The 18,728-nt window shown below is 59.5% G+C and carries 18 protein-coding genes; 7 read left to right on the forward strand and 11 right to left on the reverse strand.

Features of this window, described 5'->3' with window-relative positions; translation table 11 throughout:
• Positions 1-84: 84 nt before the first annotated feature.
• The 6 genes from traF to JNM28_01525 all read left to right on the forward strand — a co-directional run bounded on the left by traF (position 85) and on the right by JNM28_01525 (position 4,139).
• The gene (traF, locus tag JNM28_01500; protein MBL8067099.1) at positions 85-1,173 is read left to right on the forward strand and encodes a conjugal transfer protein TraF; all 1,089 of its coding nucleotides are present in this window, start codon (positions 85-87) and stop codon (positions 1,171-1,173) included.
• A 219-nt stretch (positions 1,174-1,392) separates the two neighbouring features.
• A complete protein-coding gene (locus JNM28_01505; protein MBL8067100.1) occupies positions 1,393-1,740 on the forward strand; it encodes a hypothetical protein in 348 nt (115 codons plus the stop codon).
• A 94-nt stretch (positions 1,741-1,834) separates the two neighbouring features.
• On the forward strand, positions 1,835-2,572 hold the full coding sequence (locus JNM28_01510; protein MBL8067101.1) for a zinc ABC transporter substrate-binding protein: 738 nt from the start codon (positions 1,835-1,837) through the stop codon (positions 2,570-2,572).
• Positions 2,573-2,605: 33 nt separating this feature from the next.
• Positions 2,606-3,100, forward strand: a complete 495-nt coding sequence (gene coaD / locus JNM28_01515) for a pantetheine-phosphate adenylyltransferase (GenBank protein ID MBL8067102.1) — start codon at positions 2,606-2,608, stop codon at positions 3,098-3,100.
• A gap of 58 nt (positions 3,101-3,158) precedes the next feature.
• Complete coding sequence (locus tag JNM28_01520) at positions 3,159-3,749, forward strand: hypothetical protein (protein MBL8067103.1); 591 nt, start codon at positions 3,159-3,161, stop codon at positions 3,747-3,749.
• A 3-nt stretch (positions 3,750-3,752) separates the two neighbouring features.
• Positions 3,753-4,139, forward strand: coding sequence for a CrcB family protein (locus tag JNM28_01525; protein ID MBL8067104.1), 387 nt, complete (start codon positions 3,753-3,755; stop codon positions 4,137-4,139).
• Here the strand turns inward: JNM28_01525 and JNM28_01530 are convergent.
• From JNM28_01530 to JNM28_01580, 11 genes are all read right to left on the reverse strand, one after another.
• Positions 4,136-4,636: a 2TM domain-containing protein gene (locus JNM28_01530; protein MBL8067105.1), complete on the reverse strand. Its 501-nt coding sequence runs from the start codon at positions 4,634-4,636 to the stop codon at positions 4,136-4,138. The genes JNM28_01525 and JNM28_01530 overlap by 4 nt on opposite strands.
• Positions 4,637-4,648: 12 nt before the next feature.
• Entirely contained in the window at positions 4,649-5,107 is a 459-nt protein-coding gene (locus tag JNM28_01535; GenBank protein ID MBL8067106.1) for a hypothetical protein, read from the reverse strand.
• Positions 5,108-5,209: 102 nt separating this feature from the next.
• Positions 5,210-7,891: a hypothetical protein gene (locus JNM28_01540; protein MBL8067107.1), complete on the reverse strand. Its 2,682-nt coding sequence runs from the start codon at positions 7,889-7,891 to the stop codon at positions 5,210-5,212.
• Positions 7,884-8,654, reverse strand: coding sequence for a hypothetical protein (locus JNM28_01545; protein MBL8067108.1), 771 nt, complete (start codon positions 8,652-8,654; stop codon positions 7,884-7,886). The genes JNM28_01540 and JNM28_01545 overlap by 8 nt, the downstream gene beginning before the upstream one ends.
• Positions 8,651-9,469, reverse strand: coding sequence for a type 4a pilus biogenesis protein PilO (pilO, locus tag JNM28_01550; GenBank protein MBL8067109.1), 819 nt, complete (start codon positions 9,467-9,469; stop codon positions 8,651-8,653). The genes JNM28_01545 and pilO overlap by 4 nt, the downstream gene beginning before the upstream one ends.
• Entirely contained in the window at positions 9,466-10,059 is a 594-nt protein-coding gene (locus JNM28_01555) for a hypothetical protein (protein MBL8067110.1), read from the reverse strand. Before JNM28_01555 ends, pilO begins: the two co-directional genes overlap by 4 nt.
• Before the next feature lie 12 nt (positions 10,060-10,071).
• The gene (gene pilM / locus JNM28_01560) at positions 10,072-11,178 is read right to left on the reverse strand and encodes a type IV pilus assembly protein PilM (protein MBL8067111.1); all 1,107 of its coding nucleotides are present in this window, start codon (positions 11,176-11,178) and stop codon (positions 10,072-10,074) included.
• Positions 11,147-11,569, reverse strand: a complete 423-nt coding sequence (locus JNM28_01565) for a helix-turn-helix domain-containing protein (protein ID MBL8067112.1) — start codon at positions 11,567-11,569, stop codon at positions 11,147-11,149. The genes pilM and JNM28_01565 overlap by 32 nt, the downstream gene beginning before the upstream one ends.
• Complete coding sequence (locus JNM28_01570; protein MBL8067113.1) at positions 11,566-12,378, reverse strand: AAA family ATPase; 813 nt, start codon at positions 12,376-12,378, stop codon at positions 11,566-11,568. The genes JNM28_01565 and JNM28_01570 overlap by 4 nt, the downstream gene beginning before the upstream one ends.
• Positions 12,379-12,551: 173 nt before the next feature.
• The gene (locus JNM28_01575) at positions 12,552-14,705 is read right to left on the reverse strand and encodes a hypothetical protein (GenBank protein ID MBL8067114.1); all 2,154 of its coding nucleotides are present in this window, start codon (positions 14,703-14,705) and stop codon (positions 12,552-12,554) included.
• 68 nt (positions 14,706-14,773) lie between these two features.
• Entirely contained in the window at positions 14,774-16,528 is a 1,755-nt protein-coding gene (locus tag JNM28_01580; GenBank protein MBL8067115.1) for a hypothetical protein, read from the reverse strand.
• Positions 16,529-16,602: 74 nt separating this feature from the next.
• Here JNM28_01580 and JNM28_01585 point away from each other — a divergent pair, with 74 nt between their 5' ends.
• Positions 16,603-18,699, forward strand: a complete 2,097-nt coding sequence (locus tag JNM28_01585; GenBank protein MBL8067116.1) for a S9 family peptidase — start codon at positions 16,603-16,605, stop codon at positions 18,697-18,699.
• The last annotated feature ends 29 nt before the right edge of the window (positions 18,700-18,728 follow it).

The raw sequence follows: 18,728 nt of genomic DNA on the forward strand, positions 1-18,728 counted from the left end.
GGTTTTTTCGTCCGTGGAGGATTCCTTCAACCAAGAGGCCCCCGGCCCTAGTAAACTTGCCGGACCAACCGAGGAGTGAACACGATGAACCGCCCCCTTGCCATCCTTGCCGCCGCTGCAATCGCCGCCACAGGTTCTGCCGACTGGGTCTTCGGTTCTGGCCGCTACAACGGTATGGGCCGTGCCGGATTGGCCCTTCCTGGCGATTACATCTATTCCGGGCGCCTCAACCCCGCCATGTACGGGTTAGCCCCGTCCAGCTTCCGATTCCAGGTTCCCCGGTTCTCGTTTCGGCTCGATGGAGTTGGGTTCAATGATGTCCAAGACTTTTTTGGCGATGTCAACGGCGGGGGGCTAGATAACGACAAATTGGCCGAAGCCGCCCGCCGGCTCGGAGATGGGGATTTCCAATTCGGGGCGGGGACCGGGCTCGGATTTTTGTTCAACGGGTTCGCCTTGGATTTTGAAGGGGACGCCGTTGTTGCCGGCCTCCCCAACGCGGCCCTCCAAACTTGGGTCGGTTCAGGCGCCCAGGGCAATGTTCCGCTCGCGTCGCGCCTCGACGCCTATGGGCTCGGGGGATACCAGATTGGGGTCGGATACGGCCGGAGGCTCAACACCCCCGGCGACATGGATCTTTCCATTGGGGCAAGGGCCAAATTCGTCCGCAGCTATTTCACCCACCGCTTTGCCGATGCCAACAGCATCCAAAACAACACCGCCGGGGCCCTCAGCCCAGAAATGGGGGGCAAGGACGTCCTCGATGAAAGTGGGTTCGGTTTGGATCTCGGGCTGGTGGCAAGCACCTCTAAAGATCGGGGTTACTTTGCCGGCTTGACGGTTGAAAATCTGATCGTTCCCAAAACCACGTTCGACGCCCTCGCCCCCAACCTCTCTACCAACACCGTCCGGCCCTACTCGCGCACCGTCAACACCGGGTTTGGCTACCTGGCACCCGGCAAGTTTGTCTTCGCAGCGGATTTCGTCGATGTGTTCAACGGTGCGGCCCAACAGGAACTCCGGGTCGGATCCGAACTCACGCTCGGCCGTTTCGCCCTCCGGGGAGGATATGAATCTCGCTCGGGGTTCACCGCCGGGGCGGGTTTCGGGGGTTTTAACATCGCCTTTGGCGGGAATTCCAGCGCGGCCCTTTCTTATGCGCTCCGGTTCTGAACCCAAAATCCGGCAATAGTCCCTCCAGGGAACGGAACGGGGCACCAGCCTGTTATTGTCACCGGGCAGGACGGTCTTTTCGCTCGGGCACCCTGGTTCCCAACCTATGGGTCCTACGGATGCATCCTGGGTAACGAGTCGCCCGTCCCTAACATTTGTGGGGGTGTCTGCCAAAAATGCAGGTGTCCCAGCAAAACCACACTGGAGACAAAAAGAACAATGAAAACATCGAAACTCTTCCTGATGGCCATCGTTGCCCTCATGGTCGGCGCTTTCGCACTCGTCGGTTGCGAACAACCCGCTGCCGATGCCGGTAAGACCGAAGACGCCGCGACCACCGGCTCCACCGATACCGCAGGCAAGCCCGAAGCCCCCGCTACCACTCCCGATGGCGGCGCAACAACCACGCCGGACGAGCACAGCATGGGCGGCGAAACCGCTAAGCCCGAAGGCGAAGCCAAGCCGGAAGGCGAAGCTAAACCCGAAGGCGAAGCCAAACCGGAAGGCGAAGCCAAACCCGAAGGCGGAGCCAAGCCCGAAGGTGAAACCAAAACCGAAGGCCACTAAACCCTCAGGTCATTAAACAAAAGGTGTGCCCCCCGTGCCGTGCATGGGGGGCACACCTTTTTACCCAAATCCGCCAACCAGACCATAATGGAGCATGCGGGTTTTTTCTTCCGTGGCCGTTGCGGCCTTCCTCATCGTCGCGGGGTGTTCGCCAAGCGCACCACCCAAACCAAAGTCGAAGCCGATCAAAGTCGGGGCCGGGGATGCGTTCCTCAAAGACCTCGTCGACTCGGCATGCGGGGCCAATTGCGTCTTTGTCCAATCTGATGGGGCCGAATTCAAAGTCACTTGGGAAAGCAACCGGGGGCCAAAACCGGACGAGAACACGCTAACCGTCGCCACCGGGTTTAGCGGCGGGCGCAGCGGCGGGGCAAACGGGTGGCAAAACTTGGAAACATGGTCGCAAGCGGTCGCCAAACTTGGGCCGATGCTTGCCAAACTCCGGCCAGAAGTCGCAAAGGAGGTCGAAGAGCGGGCCGCCAAAGCCGCCGCCGATATGATGGAAACGGAAACCCAATTCAAAGCCGCCTTGGCCGGTTGCAAAGGGCCGCTCATCACCGGCAACGCCAAACTCGGGCCATTTGCCGAACACTATGGGCTCACGGCAAACGTCAAAGCGGCCGAGTTCAAAGGAGATAAGCCGCCCAAGGCTCTGTTCATCGAAGGAGGCGAGGACCCCAGCCCTGTCAAAGCTCTGCAAAAGCAGCTCAATGCCAAAGGTGCCGATATCAAAATTGCTGGCGAGCTCTTTTCAGACCGGCTGGCCCCAGGGCAAACCGTCACAGAAACGCTCCGCCACAACGTGGAAGCCGTTGCCGCCGGCCTCAAATAACCTCCGAGCAGGCCATGATGTAGAATCGCCCGCATGACCCGGCGGGCGATTTATCCCGGCTCGTTCGACCCTCCGACCATCGGACACATCGATATCGTCGAACGAGGGGCCGCCATGTTCGACGAGCTTGTCGTCGCCATCGGGAACAACACCGAAAAATCCCCCTACCTCCCCCTAGACCAAAGACTGGGCGCCCTCAGGGAATCCACGGCCCACATCCCCAACGTCAAAGTCGCCTCGTTCGACGGATTGCTAGTGGATTACGCCAAACAGGAAAGGGCCCGCATCATCCTCCGGGGGCTCCGGGCCATCAGCGACTACGATTACGAACTCAGGATTGGGCTCGCCAACCGCAAACTGAACCCGGAAGTCGAAACCGTCTTCCTCATCGCGCGAGAGGAATTCAGCTTCCTCGCCAGCTCCGTCGTGCGCGAAGTCGCGCGGCTCGGAGGGGATTATCGGCAATTCGTCCCCCCTTCCGTTGTCCCACTCATCGAACGTAGACTCGCAGAAACACGTGGGCCGTGAACCGATCACCATCCCCCATCCGTGTTAAAATGTAACCCCGCCAAGGCGGAACATGACCATGTCGATCCGAAAAGACTATTCCATTGACGTCATTAGGCTCCTTGAGAACCTCAAACGGGACATCGACAGCAAACGCGCAATCGGGCGGATCGTCTTTGGACTCGATAAAGTCGATCTCGGCTTCCAGGTCGAGCAAATCAAAGCCCTCATGCCCAGGGATCTCAAAGACGCCGCTTCCCTGAGCCGGGAAACCGAAAGGATGCTGGCCAGTGCTGAAGAAGAATCGGCCGCAACCTTGGAATCAGCCCGGGCCCAAGCGCAAAAAATGGTCGAAGAGGCCGAAAATCACGCCGCCCTCATCATCCAACAGGCCGAACTCAAAGCCCAACAGCTTGTCGCTGAAGACGAAATCTCCAGGATTGCCAAAGCCCAAGCCGACGAAGTGCGGCGATCGGCCGAAAAGGACGCCCGCGAAATGAAACGTGGGGCCGACCACTACGCCGCCGATGTGCTTACCAACCTCGAAAACGTCGTCGGAAGAGTGCTCAGCACGGTGGAAAAAGGCAAGCGCGAGCTAGAACAGCAAATCGCACCCCTTGAATCCAGCCACGCGGTCGTCGAGGTCGAGCGAGAACGCGCCAAAGTCTGACCCGTGGACAACCTGAGCCCCGCTGCCGCCTATCTGACTGTCGGGATCGGGGGGGCGGCTGGGAGCATGGCCCGCTTTGCCGTCGCCCAAGCATTTCTCAAATTCAAGCCAGATAACCCGTTTTTGGCCGTGGCGGTCGTTAACCTCGTCGGCTCGCTCCTCATCGGATTGGTTGCCGGCCATTATGCGCAGAAAAATGCGGTGGAATACCTGCTCCTGGTCGTCGGGTTCCTCGGGGGGTTCACGACGTTCAGCAGCTTCTCACTTGATCTTTTCGCAATGATCCAACGGCACCTCTATGCGCAAGCCGCCCTCTTTGCCGCCAGCCAGGTTGTGCTGGGGATCGGCGGCGCCGCCCTCGGGTTCGCTGTCACTTCACGGCCGGGTTAGACCTGTTCGGGGCTGGCCGAATCTTTCTTTTCCCGTTTCCGCTTTCGGCGCTTCCACTTCTCAAACTCCTGCACGTTGTCGCTGGATTCCCCCGCAACAAAGGAAAAAAGGTGGATGGCAATGGCGATTCCCCATCCCATCAATGGCCAGTAAGCCCAATTCAAACCGTCCCCGTTCATCAAGTCGATTGCCACCAAAAAGGCGTTGACCGCCAAATAGGAACCCACGTGAGAAATGAGGTCGCCCCGCTGGCTGCGGCGGAACTGCTTCCACAATTGGCGTTCGTTTTCTTCCCGCTCGGCCAAGGTGCGCTCCCCCTTGACTTTCTGCCGATAGGCCTCCTCGGCCGCCGCTACTTGCTCCGGGGTCAAACCGATCTCTTCGGCCGTTGTCATCAGGCGGGTTCGTAGGCTTTCGGATTCTGTCCCGGTCTGCTGCACCGCCAGCCGCAAAATCGCCTCGATGTCTTCGTCTGTTTTCAGATGCTCGTCGGCCATTTTCTGTCGAGGTTACCGGCCCCATCCGCCAAATGGGTTGCCATCCGGACCGTTCATCGTCCCGGTCTCGCGGAACCGCCGGCCCTTGCGCACCGCCTTCACCGCGAACACCATCGGAACCCACATGAACCAGCCAAAGTTGAACCCGCTGCTCCCGCTGGCAACCACGATGAACCCGATGGCCAAGGCGGCAAACAATCCTTGGGTTGCCATGGATCGCCAAAAACGCGCCCGGGACTCCTTTTGTTCGCGCTGCCTTGCGGCTTCTTCGGCCTCTTGAGCTGCCAAGGCTTCCCTTTTGGCCCGATATTCTTCTTCCGCCTCTTGCAACTGCTCTTCGCTGATCCCCAACTCACGGGCGGTGCTGGTCAATCGCTGACGCAGCAGATCACCATCGACAGATGATTTTTCCATCGCGAGCTTGAGGATCTCTTCGACATCCTCGTCTGAGCGCAGGTGCTCTCCGGGCATTGCAACAAGTTTACGCTTTATGCATGGGCCGGGTTCAAAAATAAGGGCCGGGCCGATCTTCATTCAGACCGGCCCGGCGCTATCGAGGGCACGCCGCCCAGCTTATCGCAGGGCTTTTTCGCCCTTGCCGCCGCCCTTGGGTGCGCGGGAGCGTTGATAGTCGCCCAGCGGGTCGGGGTTCGACTTGCTGGAGGCAGCCGGGCTCGCCGCATTGCCGCGGTTCGAGGCATTGACCTCATGGGCTGTCAGGATGAACACGATCTCAGTCTTGTCCTTGCTGTTGTCGGTGCGCTGGAACAGAGCCCCCACGATCGGCAAGTCTTTCAAGAGCGGGATGCCGCTGACGCGTTTCCGGTCTTGCTCCAAGATCAATCCACCCACGGCGAGTGTTTCGCCGGAGTGCATGTTCACAACCATGCTCGTCAGGCGGTCGCTCGTTTGCGGCAATTGGCCGCCACCCGGAACCGGCGTGAAACCGGTGAGGATGTTGAAGTTTTGATCCAGGTTCAACGTGATCTGGCCGTCGCCGCCGATGCGGGCGCCGATCTTGAACGTCACGCCGACCTGCACTTCATCCGTCTCGACCGTCGTCCCGGTTTGGGTCGCCTGGATCGTCTTGATGTAGCGGACCGTGTCGCCGACGAACAAGTTCGCCGTCCGGCCATCGCTGACCAAGGCGTTCGGCCGGGCGATCAGGTTGCGGCCGCCATTGAGCTTGTCGATCGATGCCAAGAAGGTCGCGCTATCGTTGGCATTGAACTGAATGCCGCCCGAAACCGTGCCCGGGCTGGCCGCGGTGTCGCCGGCACCCTGGTTGCTGCGGAACGGGTTGAGCCGCCCACCGGTGATCAGGTTCCAGTCGATCCCAAGCCGCAGGGCTTCGTTTTGGGTCAATTCCAGGACCCGCAGTTCCAAAGCGATCTGCTTCGGAGCGACATCCACCATCGCCAGGTAGGCCTTGGCTTCATCGATCTGCGAGCGGGTGCCCCGGAGGACGATCTTCATCGGCTCGATGCCGGTGATGGTCTTTTCACTCGAAGAGGTCGAGGATTGGCTTTCGCTACCGCCGTTGGCTTGGCCAGCCGCACCGGCTGCACCAGAGCCCTGGCCCGTGCTGTTTTTGCTCGTTTCAGAACTCGTGCTCTTGCCGGACATGCCCGGGGTGACCGGGTTCGGCATCAAGCTCACCTGCAGACCCTTGAACCGGGACTTCAGATCGAGTTCGGCCAACGTCGGTTCGATGTACATCAGTTCGACGACTTCCCACTGCTTTTCCAAACCGGCAAGGTCTTCTTCGTAGGATTTGCCCATAACCGAGCACAGTTCTTTGTCCAAGGCCTTGGCAAAGTTTTCAAGCTTGGCCACATCTTCTTTAGGCCCAATCATCAGCAAGGTCATCGTCGAAGCCTCGCCCTTGGTCGTGCCTTCCAAAATGCTTTCTTGGATGCTGAACTCGGCGGCGCGCGGATGCTCGCTCACCAAGCGGTCAATCATCATCTTGATCCGGCCCGTCTCGCCGCTCTGCACCGGCACGACGACGGTCGCCATGTCGGCCTTGCGGTTGAAAGAACTGGAATCGGCGATCCGCTGGTCAAGCTCGCGGATGTAGTTATCCACTTCGGTGACCCGCTCCGGATCGCCGACGACCATCAGGTAGTAAACGCGGCCCGTCGAGGTCGGCTTAGCCGGTTGAGTTTTCCCATCCGCATCTTTGGTGCCGCCGTTGTCCAAAGCGACGCCCGGAAGGTCGTTCGCCGTCGGAACAATCACCTCATAGAAGCCCTTGGGGCCAGCCGGGGAAAGGGCTTTTTCTACTGCTTCCTTGATCTTTTGCGCTTGGCCGCTGATCAGGTTGACGACGCGGGTTTCATACCGGCCGCCCATCCGTTCCATGACCTGGCGCATCGCGGCACTGAAGTTCTCGGCCGGAGTCACGATGTAGGTGTTGCCTACCTTGGCATAACGCAAGTTGGCGATGGCGGTGACATAAGTCAAGGCTTCGTCAAGCGAAACCCGGTTCAACGAAATCGTCACGCGGACCGGCTTGTCGTTCGGGCTCACTTCGGGCGAGCTCACGATGTTCACTCCCGATTGGATCGAAAGCGCTTTCAAAATTTGGATGATGTCCGTGCTGACAAAGTCCAGGCTCACCATCTGTGCGGCGGGGATCCCGGCTGTCACTGCCGCCGATTGGTTAGCAGAGGTTGTCTCCGTCCGGGTTTGATAAGAAGCCTGCGCCGTTTGGCTTTGGGCCAACGGGCTTCCCGGAACCGGGGTCGGGGCACCGGCTTCGCCGGGCATTGGCAGGGCGTCGCCGGTCGGCAATTTGGGAACCGCAGGCGTCTTGTCCGCAACGGGTTGGCTCACCGGCGCAACCGGTTTGGAAACTTTCGGCGCAACCGCCGGGGTTCCAAACTGGATTGCCCAACCACCCTTGGCCGCAACGACCGTGGGAGTGAACGCACCGTTTGTGCGGAAGGCCACGCGGACTTTGGGCGGATTGGCCGAATACCAACCGTAAGTGACGGTGGCCACTCCGGCGGAATCGACCGCAAAAGAGCCCTTGGCCGTGCGGAGGTTGGCCGCAAATTCGACGATCGTCGTCTTGCGGGCGGGAATGGCGATGACCGTCGGCTTCGCCAGATCTGTACCCTTCACCAAAACGGTGTGGGTGCCGTCGGAGCCCTTGTGAAAGGTCACCGACTGGATATCGGACCGTGCCTGGGCCAGGCTCGCCGTAGCGGCAAGGCCGAGGGCCACAATCCATGTGAGTGTCTTAGTCATTGCGTGCTTCCTCGTCAATCGTGAGCGTGTGCTCTTTTCCTTTGTGGGAGACCCGGACTTTGCCCTTTTCAATGGCAACGACCTTGGTGTCCCCGTCGATCGAACCGCCCAGCGGCACCAGTTTCTGGTTCCCCGAGCCATCTTCGAAAACTGCCATGGGCTTGGCGCCCAACAAAATCCCTTTCACCCGGTACATCGGTGTGGCAACCATCGGCGCACCCGCCGGGCCGGATTGGCCCGGGGCCGGCAGAGAACCCCTCATCGGATCCATCGGCTGATAGCCAGAGTTCGTGCCCGGGCGGACCGGTGCCTCAACCTTGGGGTTTTTCGGCGGTGTCGGTTGCGCCGGCGGCGGGGCCGGAACGTTCATTGCATAGGTGCTGGGAACCAAGAACGGATCCCGCGGCACAAACGGGGTTGCCGAGAGCGCCCCCGGATTCTCTGGGGTTGCACCCGTGGCGGTATCGGCCGTCGCCGCACCTTGGTCGCCGGTTGCCGGAACAGGGTTTGTGCCAGTTCCTTCCGGAGTGCCGCCCGTTGCCGGCAGAGACTTGCCGGTTTGCCCGGCCTCGGAGCCAGAATCGGTCGCTGCCCCAGCTTCGGCTGAACCAGTGGACCCGCCTTTGGGGGCCCTGTCGGTATGGGTCGATGCCACGACGCTGCCGCCGCCAGAACCGCCACCCATAAAACTAAACGCCCCGACGGCCACAAGGACCAAGCCTAGCGCCCCCAGGATGAGGATCTTCTTTTTGTCGTTGTTCATAGGGCACCTTCCTTTGAGGGTGTGTTCGTATGCAAGTCGGAGCTTTTCGCGCCGGGAGCCGGTGCCGCATGCGTGCCGGAACCGTTGCCGGTGCCCGGAGCCTGCGTGCCGGTGCCGTTTGGCGAGGTGCCGCTCGAGGTGGTGTCGTTCGGGGTGGTCGGCTGTTCCGATCCCGCCGCGCCATTGGCCGCACCCGGTTGCGCCGGAGTGTCCGAGACCTGGGCCGGGTCAACCGGCAGGCCGTTCTCATCCAGCTGCTGCTTGAAAACATAAGCCCGCAACCGGATCGTCGCATCCAGCAAACCGGTACCAGTTGCCTTCGCATCTTGCCGGGGTTGCATGGAAATTGTGCTCACCGCCAAAATCTTGGGGAATCCCTTCAAAGCCGAAATGAACTCCAACAGGGCGCGATAAGTCCCCTGGCCCGTGATGTCGATCTCAACGCTTTCGTAAGCTTCTTCGCCCTTCTTGGCCTTGGGGTCAACAGAGGCCTGCACGATAGGGCGGATTCCGGCGATCTTGACGTTCTTAGAAGCCCCGAGGGACTCCAGTTCCTTCAGCAAGGTCGGGATATAGGCCGTTTCCGGCAAAGATTTCTCCAGGTGATCCAACTCCATGCGGGCCGCTTGGAGATCCTGCTGGCTTTTGGCCAAATCGGCGTTCACTTGGTCGGCATCCGGCAACTTCGACCTCAAGTCGCTCAGCCGGGCTTCCGCCTCGGATCGCGCGCCGAACTGCCAGTAGGTCAATCCGCCACCGATCAAGATGACGACCAACGCCAACAAGATCACAGTCTTCAAAGAATCGTTTTTCATTTCTGCTTCACCTCTTTGGCATCGTCTTCTTGTTTGGTGCCCTTCATATCGGCGGTGACCTCGAATTCGACCAATTGGCCCTTTTCAGTCACCCGGGGCTGCGTGTATTTCAGTGTCGGGTGCTCCAATTCGCTGCAAAGGCCCAACCGGTATTGGAAGTCCCCGACGAACTCTTGCTTGGTGCTGACCCCATTAAACGTCACGACCATCGGGGTGGCGATATCCTGTTTGAAAGCCTTCACACTTGTCAGCCAGGTGTCGCCCGGGGTGTTGGTCGTCAAGTACGCCAAAACGTTTTCCCACTTGGTGGAATCCTTGCGGGCCGCGTTCAGGGTCTCGATTCGGGGCTGGTAAGCCTCCAACGCCTCCTGGTTCTTGTCCAACTCCTCAAGGGTCGGTTTCAGCTCGTCGGCCTTTTGTTGCAAGGCGACGGCCTCAAGGTTGAGCCGCGTCGTGTCCAAAAACAGCGTGACGGCGGCCAAAAAGAGCAAGGCGCCGAGGCCGCCCGTGCCCAAAATCGCAAACTGCACCTGCTTTTGCTGCGCCCGCGCAACCAGGCGCTGTTCTTGGATGAGGTTGATCGATGGCATGGTTCTAACTCCTTAAGCCGCCTTCATGAAGGCGCGCATGGCAAGTCCGGTGGCAACCGACCACTCCAGGCCTTTGCCTGGCGGCAAGTCGCCGATGGGGATGAATTTCGGGTTGTCGTAGATCCCGGTCGTGATCACTTCGGCGCCGAGCTTGCTCGACATGTATTCGCCAAGGCCGCGGAGCTTGGCGCCCCCGCCTGTCAGCAAAATGTGGGTCACGGGGTTCGATTTCGCCCCTTCCGCCTGTTGGGTCTGGAAGTAGCCGATCGACCGGCGGATCTCACGGGCCAAGTCGTCGACATGGCCTTGGACCACCTTCAGCGGCGGGTTGTCCGTCAGCGGGTTCGCCGCCAACGGCGTGAAATCAAGCTGCGATTTTCCGATCTCAGCCTGCTCATCATTCAGTTGGAAATAGCTCTTCAGGGCATCCGTCATCGCCTGGCCGGCGGCAACGATGGTCCGCGTCATCATGAACTTCCCGTCGCTGACCACGCTCACCGTGGTCGCGGCAGCCCCGACGTCCACAATCGCCACCGTCATGTTGTGCAAAACCGAATTCTCGTCGGCTTCAATCAAGCTCCGGTAGATCGCAAACGCCTCGATATCCACAATGTCGACTTCAAGGTCGGCACGCTCTACCGCGCGCTTCTTGCTTTCAACCACTTCCCGCGGGGCGGCGACGATCATCACGTCCAATTGGCCGTCTTCCGTCTCGCCCAGGATTTCAAATTCGATATAGCTGTCCTCAATCGAGGAAGGGACATAGTGGCCCGCTTCGTAGCGGATCGACTTTCGCAGCATTTGCGGTGTCATCTTTGCCGTCTTGATCATCCGCACAATCACCGATGCCCCAGAAACGGCGACAACGGCCGAAGAGGCCGAAATCTTGAACTCCCGCAAGGCACCTTTAATCGCAATGCCCACAACGTCCGGGTCGATCACCACGCCGTCTTTCACCGAATCGCTCGGCGTGGGGATCATCCCCTGGCGCGACACTTTCCAACCGTGGCCAACCTTTTCGAGTTGAACCAGGTTGATGGTCTTGTGGCCGATATCAATGCCCACGTAGCTGCGTTTTTTGAAGGGGTTAAGCGACATCGTCGATCTCCTCTTGGCCATGCTGGTTCAGCATCAGCCAGTCGTCCAAGTTCGGCTTGGGGAACCGCCACCGGCCATCGATCAAGATGCCGGGGATCTCGCCTTCTTCGGCGAGCTTCATCAAAGTGTCTTTGCCAATCCGGAGATAGGCGGCCGCCTCGCGGGCCGTCATCACCGTGTGCTGGCCAGCCATGATCGCCCGGAACATCCCGGACATCTGCTCTGCACTCAAAAAGAGCTCAAGCCGCACCACGTTGCCAGCAAGCACCGAAGCCGATGCCGGCGCCGGCAGGCCATCGGCACAGAACCCCAACTGAGGCACGCCGGAATTCGGCTGAAGGTCATAAGCGTCCGGTTGGACCGCGGCTTGCGGTTCCCCGTGGACTTTGCGGATCGCATCGGCAAAATTCATGCGGCGGCTCCAAAGTCGTTGGCAATCTCGTTGATCAAGAATCCATCGACAAACTTTTCTTTGCGGGCCATCGCCATCAACATCGCGTTGTCGGCCAGTTGGATCGCAACCCGGGGCGCCCCGTTGCTCAGCCGATGGATCTCATGGATCGCCTCCGGCGTGAACGGGCTCCGGTCACCAGAAAATCCGGCGACGCGCAGGCGGAACAGAATCAGTTCGCCGGTGTCCAAAATGTCCAGCGGTTTAATCAGGTGCTTCACCGCCAACCGCTGCTCCAGTGCCGGAACCTTTTTCAATTTCGGCAGCAACTCCTTTTGGCCCAGCAGAACCAGGCTCAACAGGAACTGGTCGTTCATCTGACAATTCAGCAGCAGGCGCAACTCTTCAAAACTGTTGCTCGAGCGAATCAAGTGCGCCTCGTCGATCATCAGAACAACGCGGCGACCCCGATCGTAATTCTCGATCAAGGTCAGGTGGAGCTGCTGAACAAGCACTTGGCGGTTGCGCGAAGTCGTCTCCACATCCAACTGGGAGAGGATCTCTTGCAGCATCTGGGTCGGGGTCAGGATCGGGTTGACAATGAGCACGATCCGGTATTGCACCGGGTCGAGCATCTCAAGCAGCTTCCGGCTGATCGTCGTCTTCCCAAGCCCGATCTCGCCGCAGAGCATCGCCGCCCCTTTGTTGCGGGCAATGGCGTAATGCAGCATCATCAACGCATCTTCGTGAGAGCGGCTCATATAGAGGAACCGCGGATCTGGCGTCAATGTGAATGGTGCTTCGTTAAGTCCCCAGTACTGCTCGTACATTCCGATAACCTTCTCCGGTCGATCTGACCCAGGTATTTCTATCGGCCCGACTCAATCGGATTCTTAGGGGGATGGATGAGGTTTGAGCCGCAACAACCTAGAAAATTCCTCGAATGCACCGTTGCGGCCCCGGCACGGATGCCGGATTCAATGGAAAGAAGGGGGCATTGAGTTCAGCGGTGGGCCGGTGGCGGCGAGCCCCGGATTCCTTTGTACTCGTTGCGGTACTTCTCAAGAAGCTCGTAATACTTCTTCCGTTGCGCTTCTGGCAACGAATCGATCGGGCCGGATTTGCCCGAAGGCTGCGTCAACATTGTGAACGTGCCGCCGGGAACCTCATAGACCCCAAAGTGGACCGTCAGCTCCACAGTCAGCTGCTGGGTGGCCGCCACGCCGTTCATTACCGGAGGCGTGTAGCCGCTATCCGGCGGGAACGCTTCCATCGATGCCTGCTGCATCGCCAAATCATCCAGCGATTGGAACTGGGTGAACGTAAAGGTTTGACCGCCAGAACTGTACGTGCGCTCCACCACATAACCTTCCCTCACACGGGCCCGCAAGTGGAAACTTGGAGGTTGGGCCTGCCCAAAGGTCAAAAACACCGAGGGCTCATGGTTCCACGCCACATCGGGGATCCCGCCCGGCAACGGCTCCAAGGCCTGCCTGTCCGGCCGGGGCCTCGGCTCGTTCGCCATCTGGGCATCAGAGTTCGCCACCGTGTCGGCAAACAACTTGCGGATTGCGGGCGGGGCCGTGAGCACGTCCACCGTCAGTCCTTCTGGAGAAAACACCTGCTTGCGCTGCTGGGGGCCCAACGCGGCATAGCTAAAGAGCAAGAAATCGCTCCACTCGTAAGGCTGGATGTAGCTGCTTTGGTCATATTGGCCGGTCAGCGAGAGCGCGGCCGGCACAAAGAGCATCGCCTGAACCCGCTGGCTCAGCGAACCCACGCCGTCCGCCAAGTCATCAAACGTGAGCCGGCCATTGGCCATGGCGCGCCGGGCCACCTGCGCAATGGCCGGGCGCGAGACCAGGAACTGATAGATCCAAGATGGCATCGGCTTGGAGATAACCAAACTGTTCCGTGACGGCTCCATCGCCCCAAAAGGAGATTGCATCAGCAGGGCCGCAAAGGCCTGGCCCGCGGTCACCTTTTCCAGGCCCGTCAGGGCCTGCGTCGGCATCAGCACCTCGCAAATCACCTCGTTGCCCGTTTGATCCGCCCCGAAATCGAAAATCCGGCTGACGACGCCAGAGAACGGCTCGTGCTCGTCCACATGGGCGAGCCATTCGATATCTTTCGCGACGGCTTCCGATGCAGCCCGATTCCCGCCAAACATGGCGTTGATCCGCCGGATCTCGTCCCGTTCATCCCCCGAGAGTTTCATCTCCTGGGTCAAATCTTTCGTCGCTTCCGCCACCCTTTCCTGCATGGAGGCAAACCCTTCCATGTCAAGACCCGTGAGTTGGGTTTGATAGGCCGCGATCCCTCCCCCATCTTTGTCATACATGCTGAAGGTAACCATGTACATATAAGGCATCCGGCGAATGGAAAGCGTCATGGCGGCCACCGGCCGCGCCAACCCGCCGGCTACGGCCTGCAACTGGCTCATCGGAAGCCGGTTGCTGTCCATCACCATCCCAAAGCTTTCCATGTTCTCCGTCGCTTCAACGACCTCGTTCCGGATCTGCATCGCGGCATTCAAACTTTGGAGCTCGGCGGCAGGCTTGCCTGGCCACGGGCGTTGCATCCGCGTTGGTTGGGTCGAGTACACCACCCGTTCAAAATCTCGGATCCCCAACAAGTTCTGCACCCCTACCCCTCGCAGTGCGACCGCTGCCGCAACCGCCGCCGGATCGAGGTTTGCGAAATCCGTCCACTTCTTGAAGTCCGGGCTCGAAGCGGAAAACGTTCCCGATTGCATCGCCTTTTGGATCCGCGCCAGTTCCGGGATTGCCTCTTCGATGTCAGCCCGGGTCGGCATTTTTGTCGGCTTGGAATCCAGCTCCTTTTGCAACCCCGGGCCATTCACCAACCCGACGGGTTGCACCGTTGGCGAAACCATCAGGGTCAGCGCCCCGTTTTTGTCCGAGACTTTGACCCCGGCCGCCTGTTCCAATAAATCGTAAAGCTCAGCGAATGTCCGGTTCTTCAAGTGAATGTAGACCATCCGGTCACGGACTTCCGGCACCACGAACACAGGTTTGCCAACCTCTTCGTGAAGCCAATCCGCCAACTGGTGCACCGGCATCACAGGGAACATAAAATCCCGCCGGACTTCCTGCACCGGGTGGAAGAGGAGTGTCGCAAGGATCGTTGTCAGCATCGATTTCACCCAGTGCCGGCCAGCCGCCGAGCCTATTGACTTATTACCGCGCGAACCCTCTCAGAGGTTCAGTTTTTTTCGACTTTCAGGGAGCTGAACTGGTCTCCTGTCAATCGGTAAACCGGTTGGATCAACAGCCGCGAATCGTAGAACGGACTCCGCTGGAAGAACCAGTCCAGCCGTGCCGACGGGTTTGCCGCAAATTGGGGATCCTTCAGAGCCTCTTCAAACGCCGCCTTTACCGCGGGGTCTTCGAGCATCTTTTTCGCGACCGGCTCCATGGCGTAAGCCTCCGCATATTCTTTCTGCTCAAAAAAGTTGTTGAAGAAGCCCCAGTTGGCGAAGCTCTCGCCCGACTGCGGTTCCAAAAGCTGGGCCGCCAACCTGACCAAAGGTTGCCCGACCGGGACGATCACGCTCCCCTCGGGGACGTCGACGGTGCGGCGGACTTCCACAACCTTGTAGCGGGGCATGGTGCGGCCCTCGAAAGTCTCCGTGCCCAGGGCGACATTTTCGAACCGGTAGGCGGTGAGTTCGACCCTGCCCGGCCGCGCGGGAACCATCACAATCTTGTGGAGAGCCAACCGCTCGATGACATCGGTCATCGGAGCCGGCACCAGCCAGCCTGCCGGCGCTTTGACCGTCAGCCCCGGTTCATATTGGTCGCGGATCACCGTCGGTGTATCCACCTTCTCCTTGGTCCAATGCGGGATCTCGCCCCCGCTCACCTCACTCTGATAAGGCGCAAACTTGAATCCCCGGAAGGTGAACGGCCGGGTCTTGCCGGAATTGCGCGCGGTCAACACAATGTCATCGCCTTCTTCCACTGCCTGCCCCAGCATGTCGGCCATCCGGCCCGCCTCCATCAGCGCCTGGCCATGCTTGCCAACCCATTCCAACGTCAGCCGGTTCGCTTCCAACGTAGCCATTACCCGGTCCCGGTAAGGCTTCAAAACATGGGTCTCAACCAACATCGAAGGCCGGTTACGGGCCGCCCAATATCCCGTCGAATACCGGATCCCAAACGTGCCCACGGTCAGCCCCCGCTCGGGGTGACGCTCGTCGAAGCCGCCGAAGTAAGGAGCGGTCAAGAACCCTGCCTTGTCCAACTTGGGCATCACGTCGTCGACGAAATTCTGCGAAACGGCGACCACCCGATCATCCATCGTCGGGTTCCTCGGCACGTCGTATTGGACCGTGTATTGCCAATCCCCGCCGTCGGTTGTGTGATTGTCCACATAAAAATCGGGGGCCAGGTCGTTGACAAAGTCGACCAGATTGCGCATTTCTAGGGCGTCCAATTTGCCCCAATCCCGGTTCAGGTTGATGTTTTGCCCCGTCACTCGCCACCCCATTTCCCGAGGGCCGTTCTGGTTGGCTCGGTTAAAGGGCGACATGCGCTCGTGGGCATCCACGCTCAAAACAGGGATGAACGCAAAGCTGGCCTTGTCCAACAAATCGCCCCAAAAAGGTTCATCCGGCGCGCCATCGGGGTGGAGCAACCGGCGCGCCAAAATCAAGTCGGCATCCTTTCCTTCGATCTCTCCGCTGTGGATGCCGTTGTTGATGAAAAGCAGCGGCTTTTTCCGTTCTTTGGGCAGCAAAACATTGCTATCTGTGCTGACCACCACCACCAACATCTCCCGGCCTTCCGGCGATTTGCCGATCGGGAAGACATGGGTGTTGGGCTGCAGGCGCAACTGGTCGCAAAATGCCAGGGCCTCGGCATAGCGACCCGTCTCGGCGTATTCCGTCCGCTCGCATGTCAAGGTCCAATCGAAGTCTGCCCGCACCATCCCCAGAGCCAAGGCCGCCGTCACCATCCTTCCATTATCCCCCCAATCGGCCGGCCCCGGATCAGGCGAGCCGTTTGCAAAACCCCAAGTAAACTCCGGACATGACTCCCACCGTTCTGGCGGCAGCAATGATCACCCAAGCCTGGCCCTATCCCCCAACCAAAACCGTTGACCAAAAGGACACCTACCACGGAATCACCGTCGCTGACCCCTACCGCTGGCTGGAACAACCCATCTCCACGCCCGAAGTCAAAGCATGGGCCTATGCAGAATCCGAACTGACCAACCGCTACCTTGCCCAAATCCCCAACCGGCAAACGCTGCTTGGCGAACTCATGCGCCGTGTCAACTATGAACGGTACGGCGTGCCCACTACCAAAGGTCAACGCACGTTCTACACCTACAACACCGGGTTGCAACCCCAAGATGTGATCTATGTCGTGGACAAACCGGGTGCCGAACCCAGGATCCTCCTTGACCCCAACAATCTCAGCAAAGACGGCACCGTCGCCCTCACCGCAACCGATTACGACAACTCAGGAAACCGGATGCTCTATGCCGTGGCGGCTTCCGGGTCGGACTGGTTGGAATGGCACATGTTGGATGTGGCCACCGGCAAGGAAATCGGTGACCCCGTCAAATGGGGCAAATTCGGAGTCGGCACCATCAACGCGGACGGCACCGGCTTCTATTACCTGCGGTTCCCCGAACCAAAGGGCGACACCGCTTTCACGGCTGCCAACGAAAACGCCGCCATCTATTTCCACAGCACGGGAACCCCGCAATCTCAAGACCAACTGATCTATAAAGATCCGGATAACCCGCAACGGTTCTTCTCGCCGGTCTTTGACGATGCCAAAAAAGAGCTCTTCCTTTATGTGGAAGATCCCGGTTCCACCAACAACCGCATCTGGTGGGTTCACCACCAAGGGGCCTCGGTCAAGATCGACAAGATCCTCGACGCCAACGACGCCAACTATTCGCCACTCGGCGTTCGCGGATCTGATCTCTATGTCCAGACCAACAAGGGGGCCCCGACCGGCAAAATCGCAACCATGCCGCTCTCGGGCGGCACACTCCGCGATGTCGTACCGGCGCGCAAAGAAGCCATCGAGGGCGCATCCCTCAGCCTCAGTCGGATCACCGTCCAATACATGAGGGATGCCCACGCCCTCGTTTCGACCTTTGACCTGCAAGGGAAGCCGGCCGGTGACGTCCCGCTCCCGGGGCTGGGGGCCGTTGCCGGATTTGCCGGCGACCCGGAAAACGATGACACCTATTACAGCTATGCAGACTTCACCACGCCCGTCGTGATCTACAAGTACAATTCCAAGACCAATCAGTCAACAATTTACAAAAAGCCCGAACTCCCGCTCGACCCCGAAAAGTACACGGCCAAGCAAGTTTTTGTCACCAGTAACGACGGAACCAAAGTGCCGATGACTATCGTCCACCGCAAGGATTTGAAACTGACTGGTCAAAATCCGACTCTCATGTATGCCTATGGCGGTTTTGGCCTAAGCCAGACCCCCTGGTTCAGCACCTCCCGCACGGTTTGGATGGACATGGGCGGAATTTGGTGCCTGGCCAACATCCGCGGCGGGGCTGAATATGGCAAGGAATGGCACGAAGCGGCCACCAAAGTCCGGCGACAAAACGCTTACGATGACTTCATCGCATGCGGCGAATACCTGGTTGCTAACGGTTACACCACCAACAAGCACCTGGCCATCCAGGGCGGATCCAACGGCGGGCTGCTCGTCGGGGCCACCATGGCCCAAAGGCCCGACCTTTGCGGGGTCGCCATCCCAGAAGTCGGGGTCATGGACATGCTCCGGTTCAACAAGTTCACCATCGGTTCGGCATGGGAGGGCGATTATGGGTCGCCGGAAAACCAAGACGAGTTCTTTGCCCTCTACCGGATCAGCCCCTACCACAACCTCAAGCCCAACACCAACTACCCGGCAACGCTGGTGACAACTGCCGACACGGATGACCGTGTCGTTCCCGCCCACTCATTCAAATTTGCCGCCCGGTTGCAGGCCTGCCAAGCCGGCCCGGCCCCCTGCCTCATCCGGATCGAATCCTCGGCCGGCCACGGCGGCGGCAAACCAATTCAAAAGGCGCTGGAAGAAGTCGCGGATATCTACGCGTTCATCCTCCACAACATGGATACCGCCATACCGGCCAAGTTCTAAAAAAATCTGGAGGGGTGGAATCTCTCCAC

It is taken from the genome of Armatimonadota bacterium (assembly GCA_016789105.1).
Lineage (GTDB): Bacteria > Armatimonadota > Fimbriimonadia > Fimbriimonadales > Fimbriimonadaceae > UphvI-Ar2.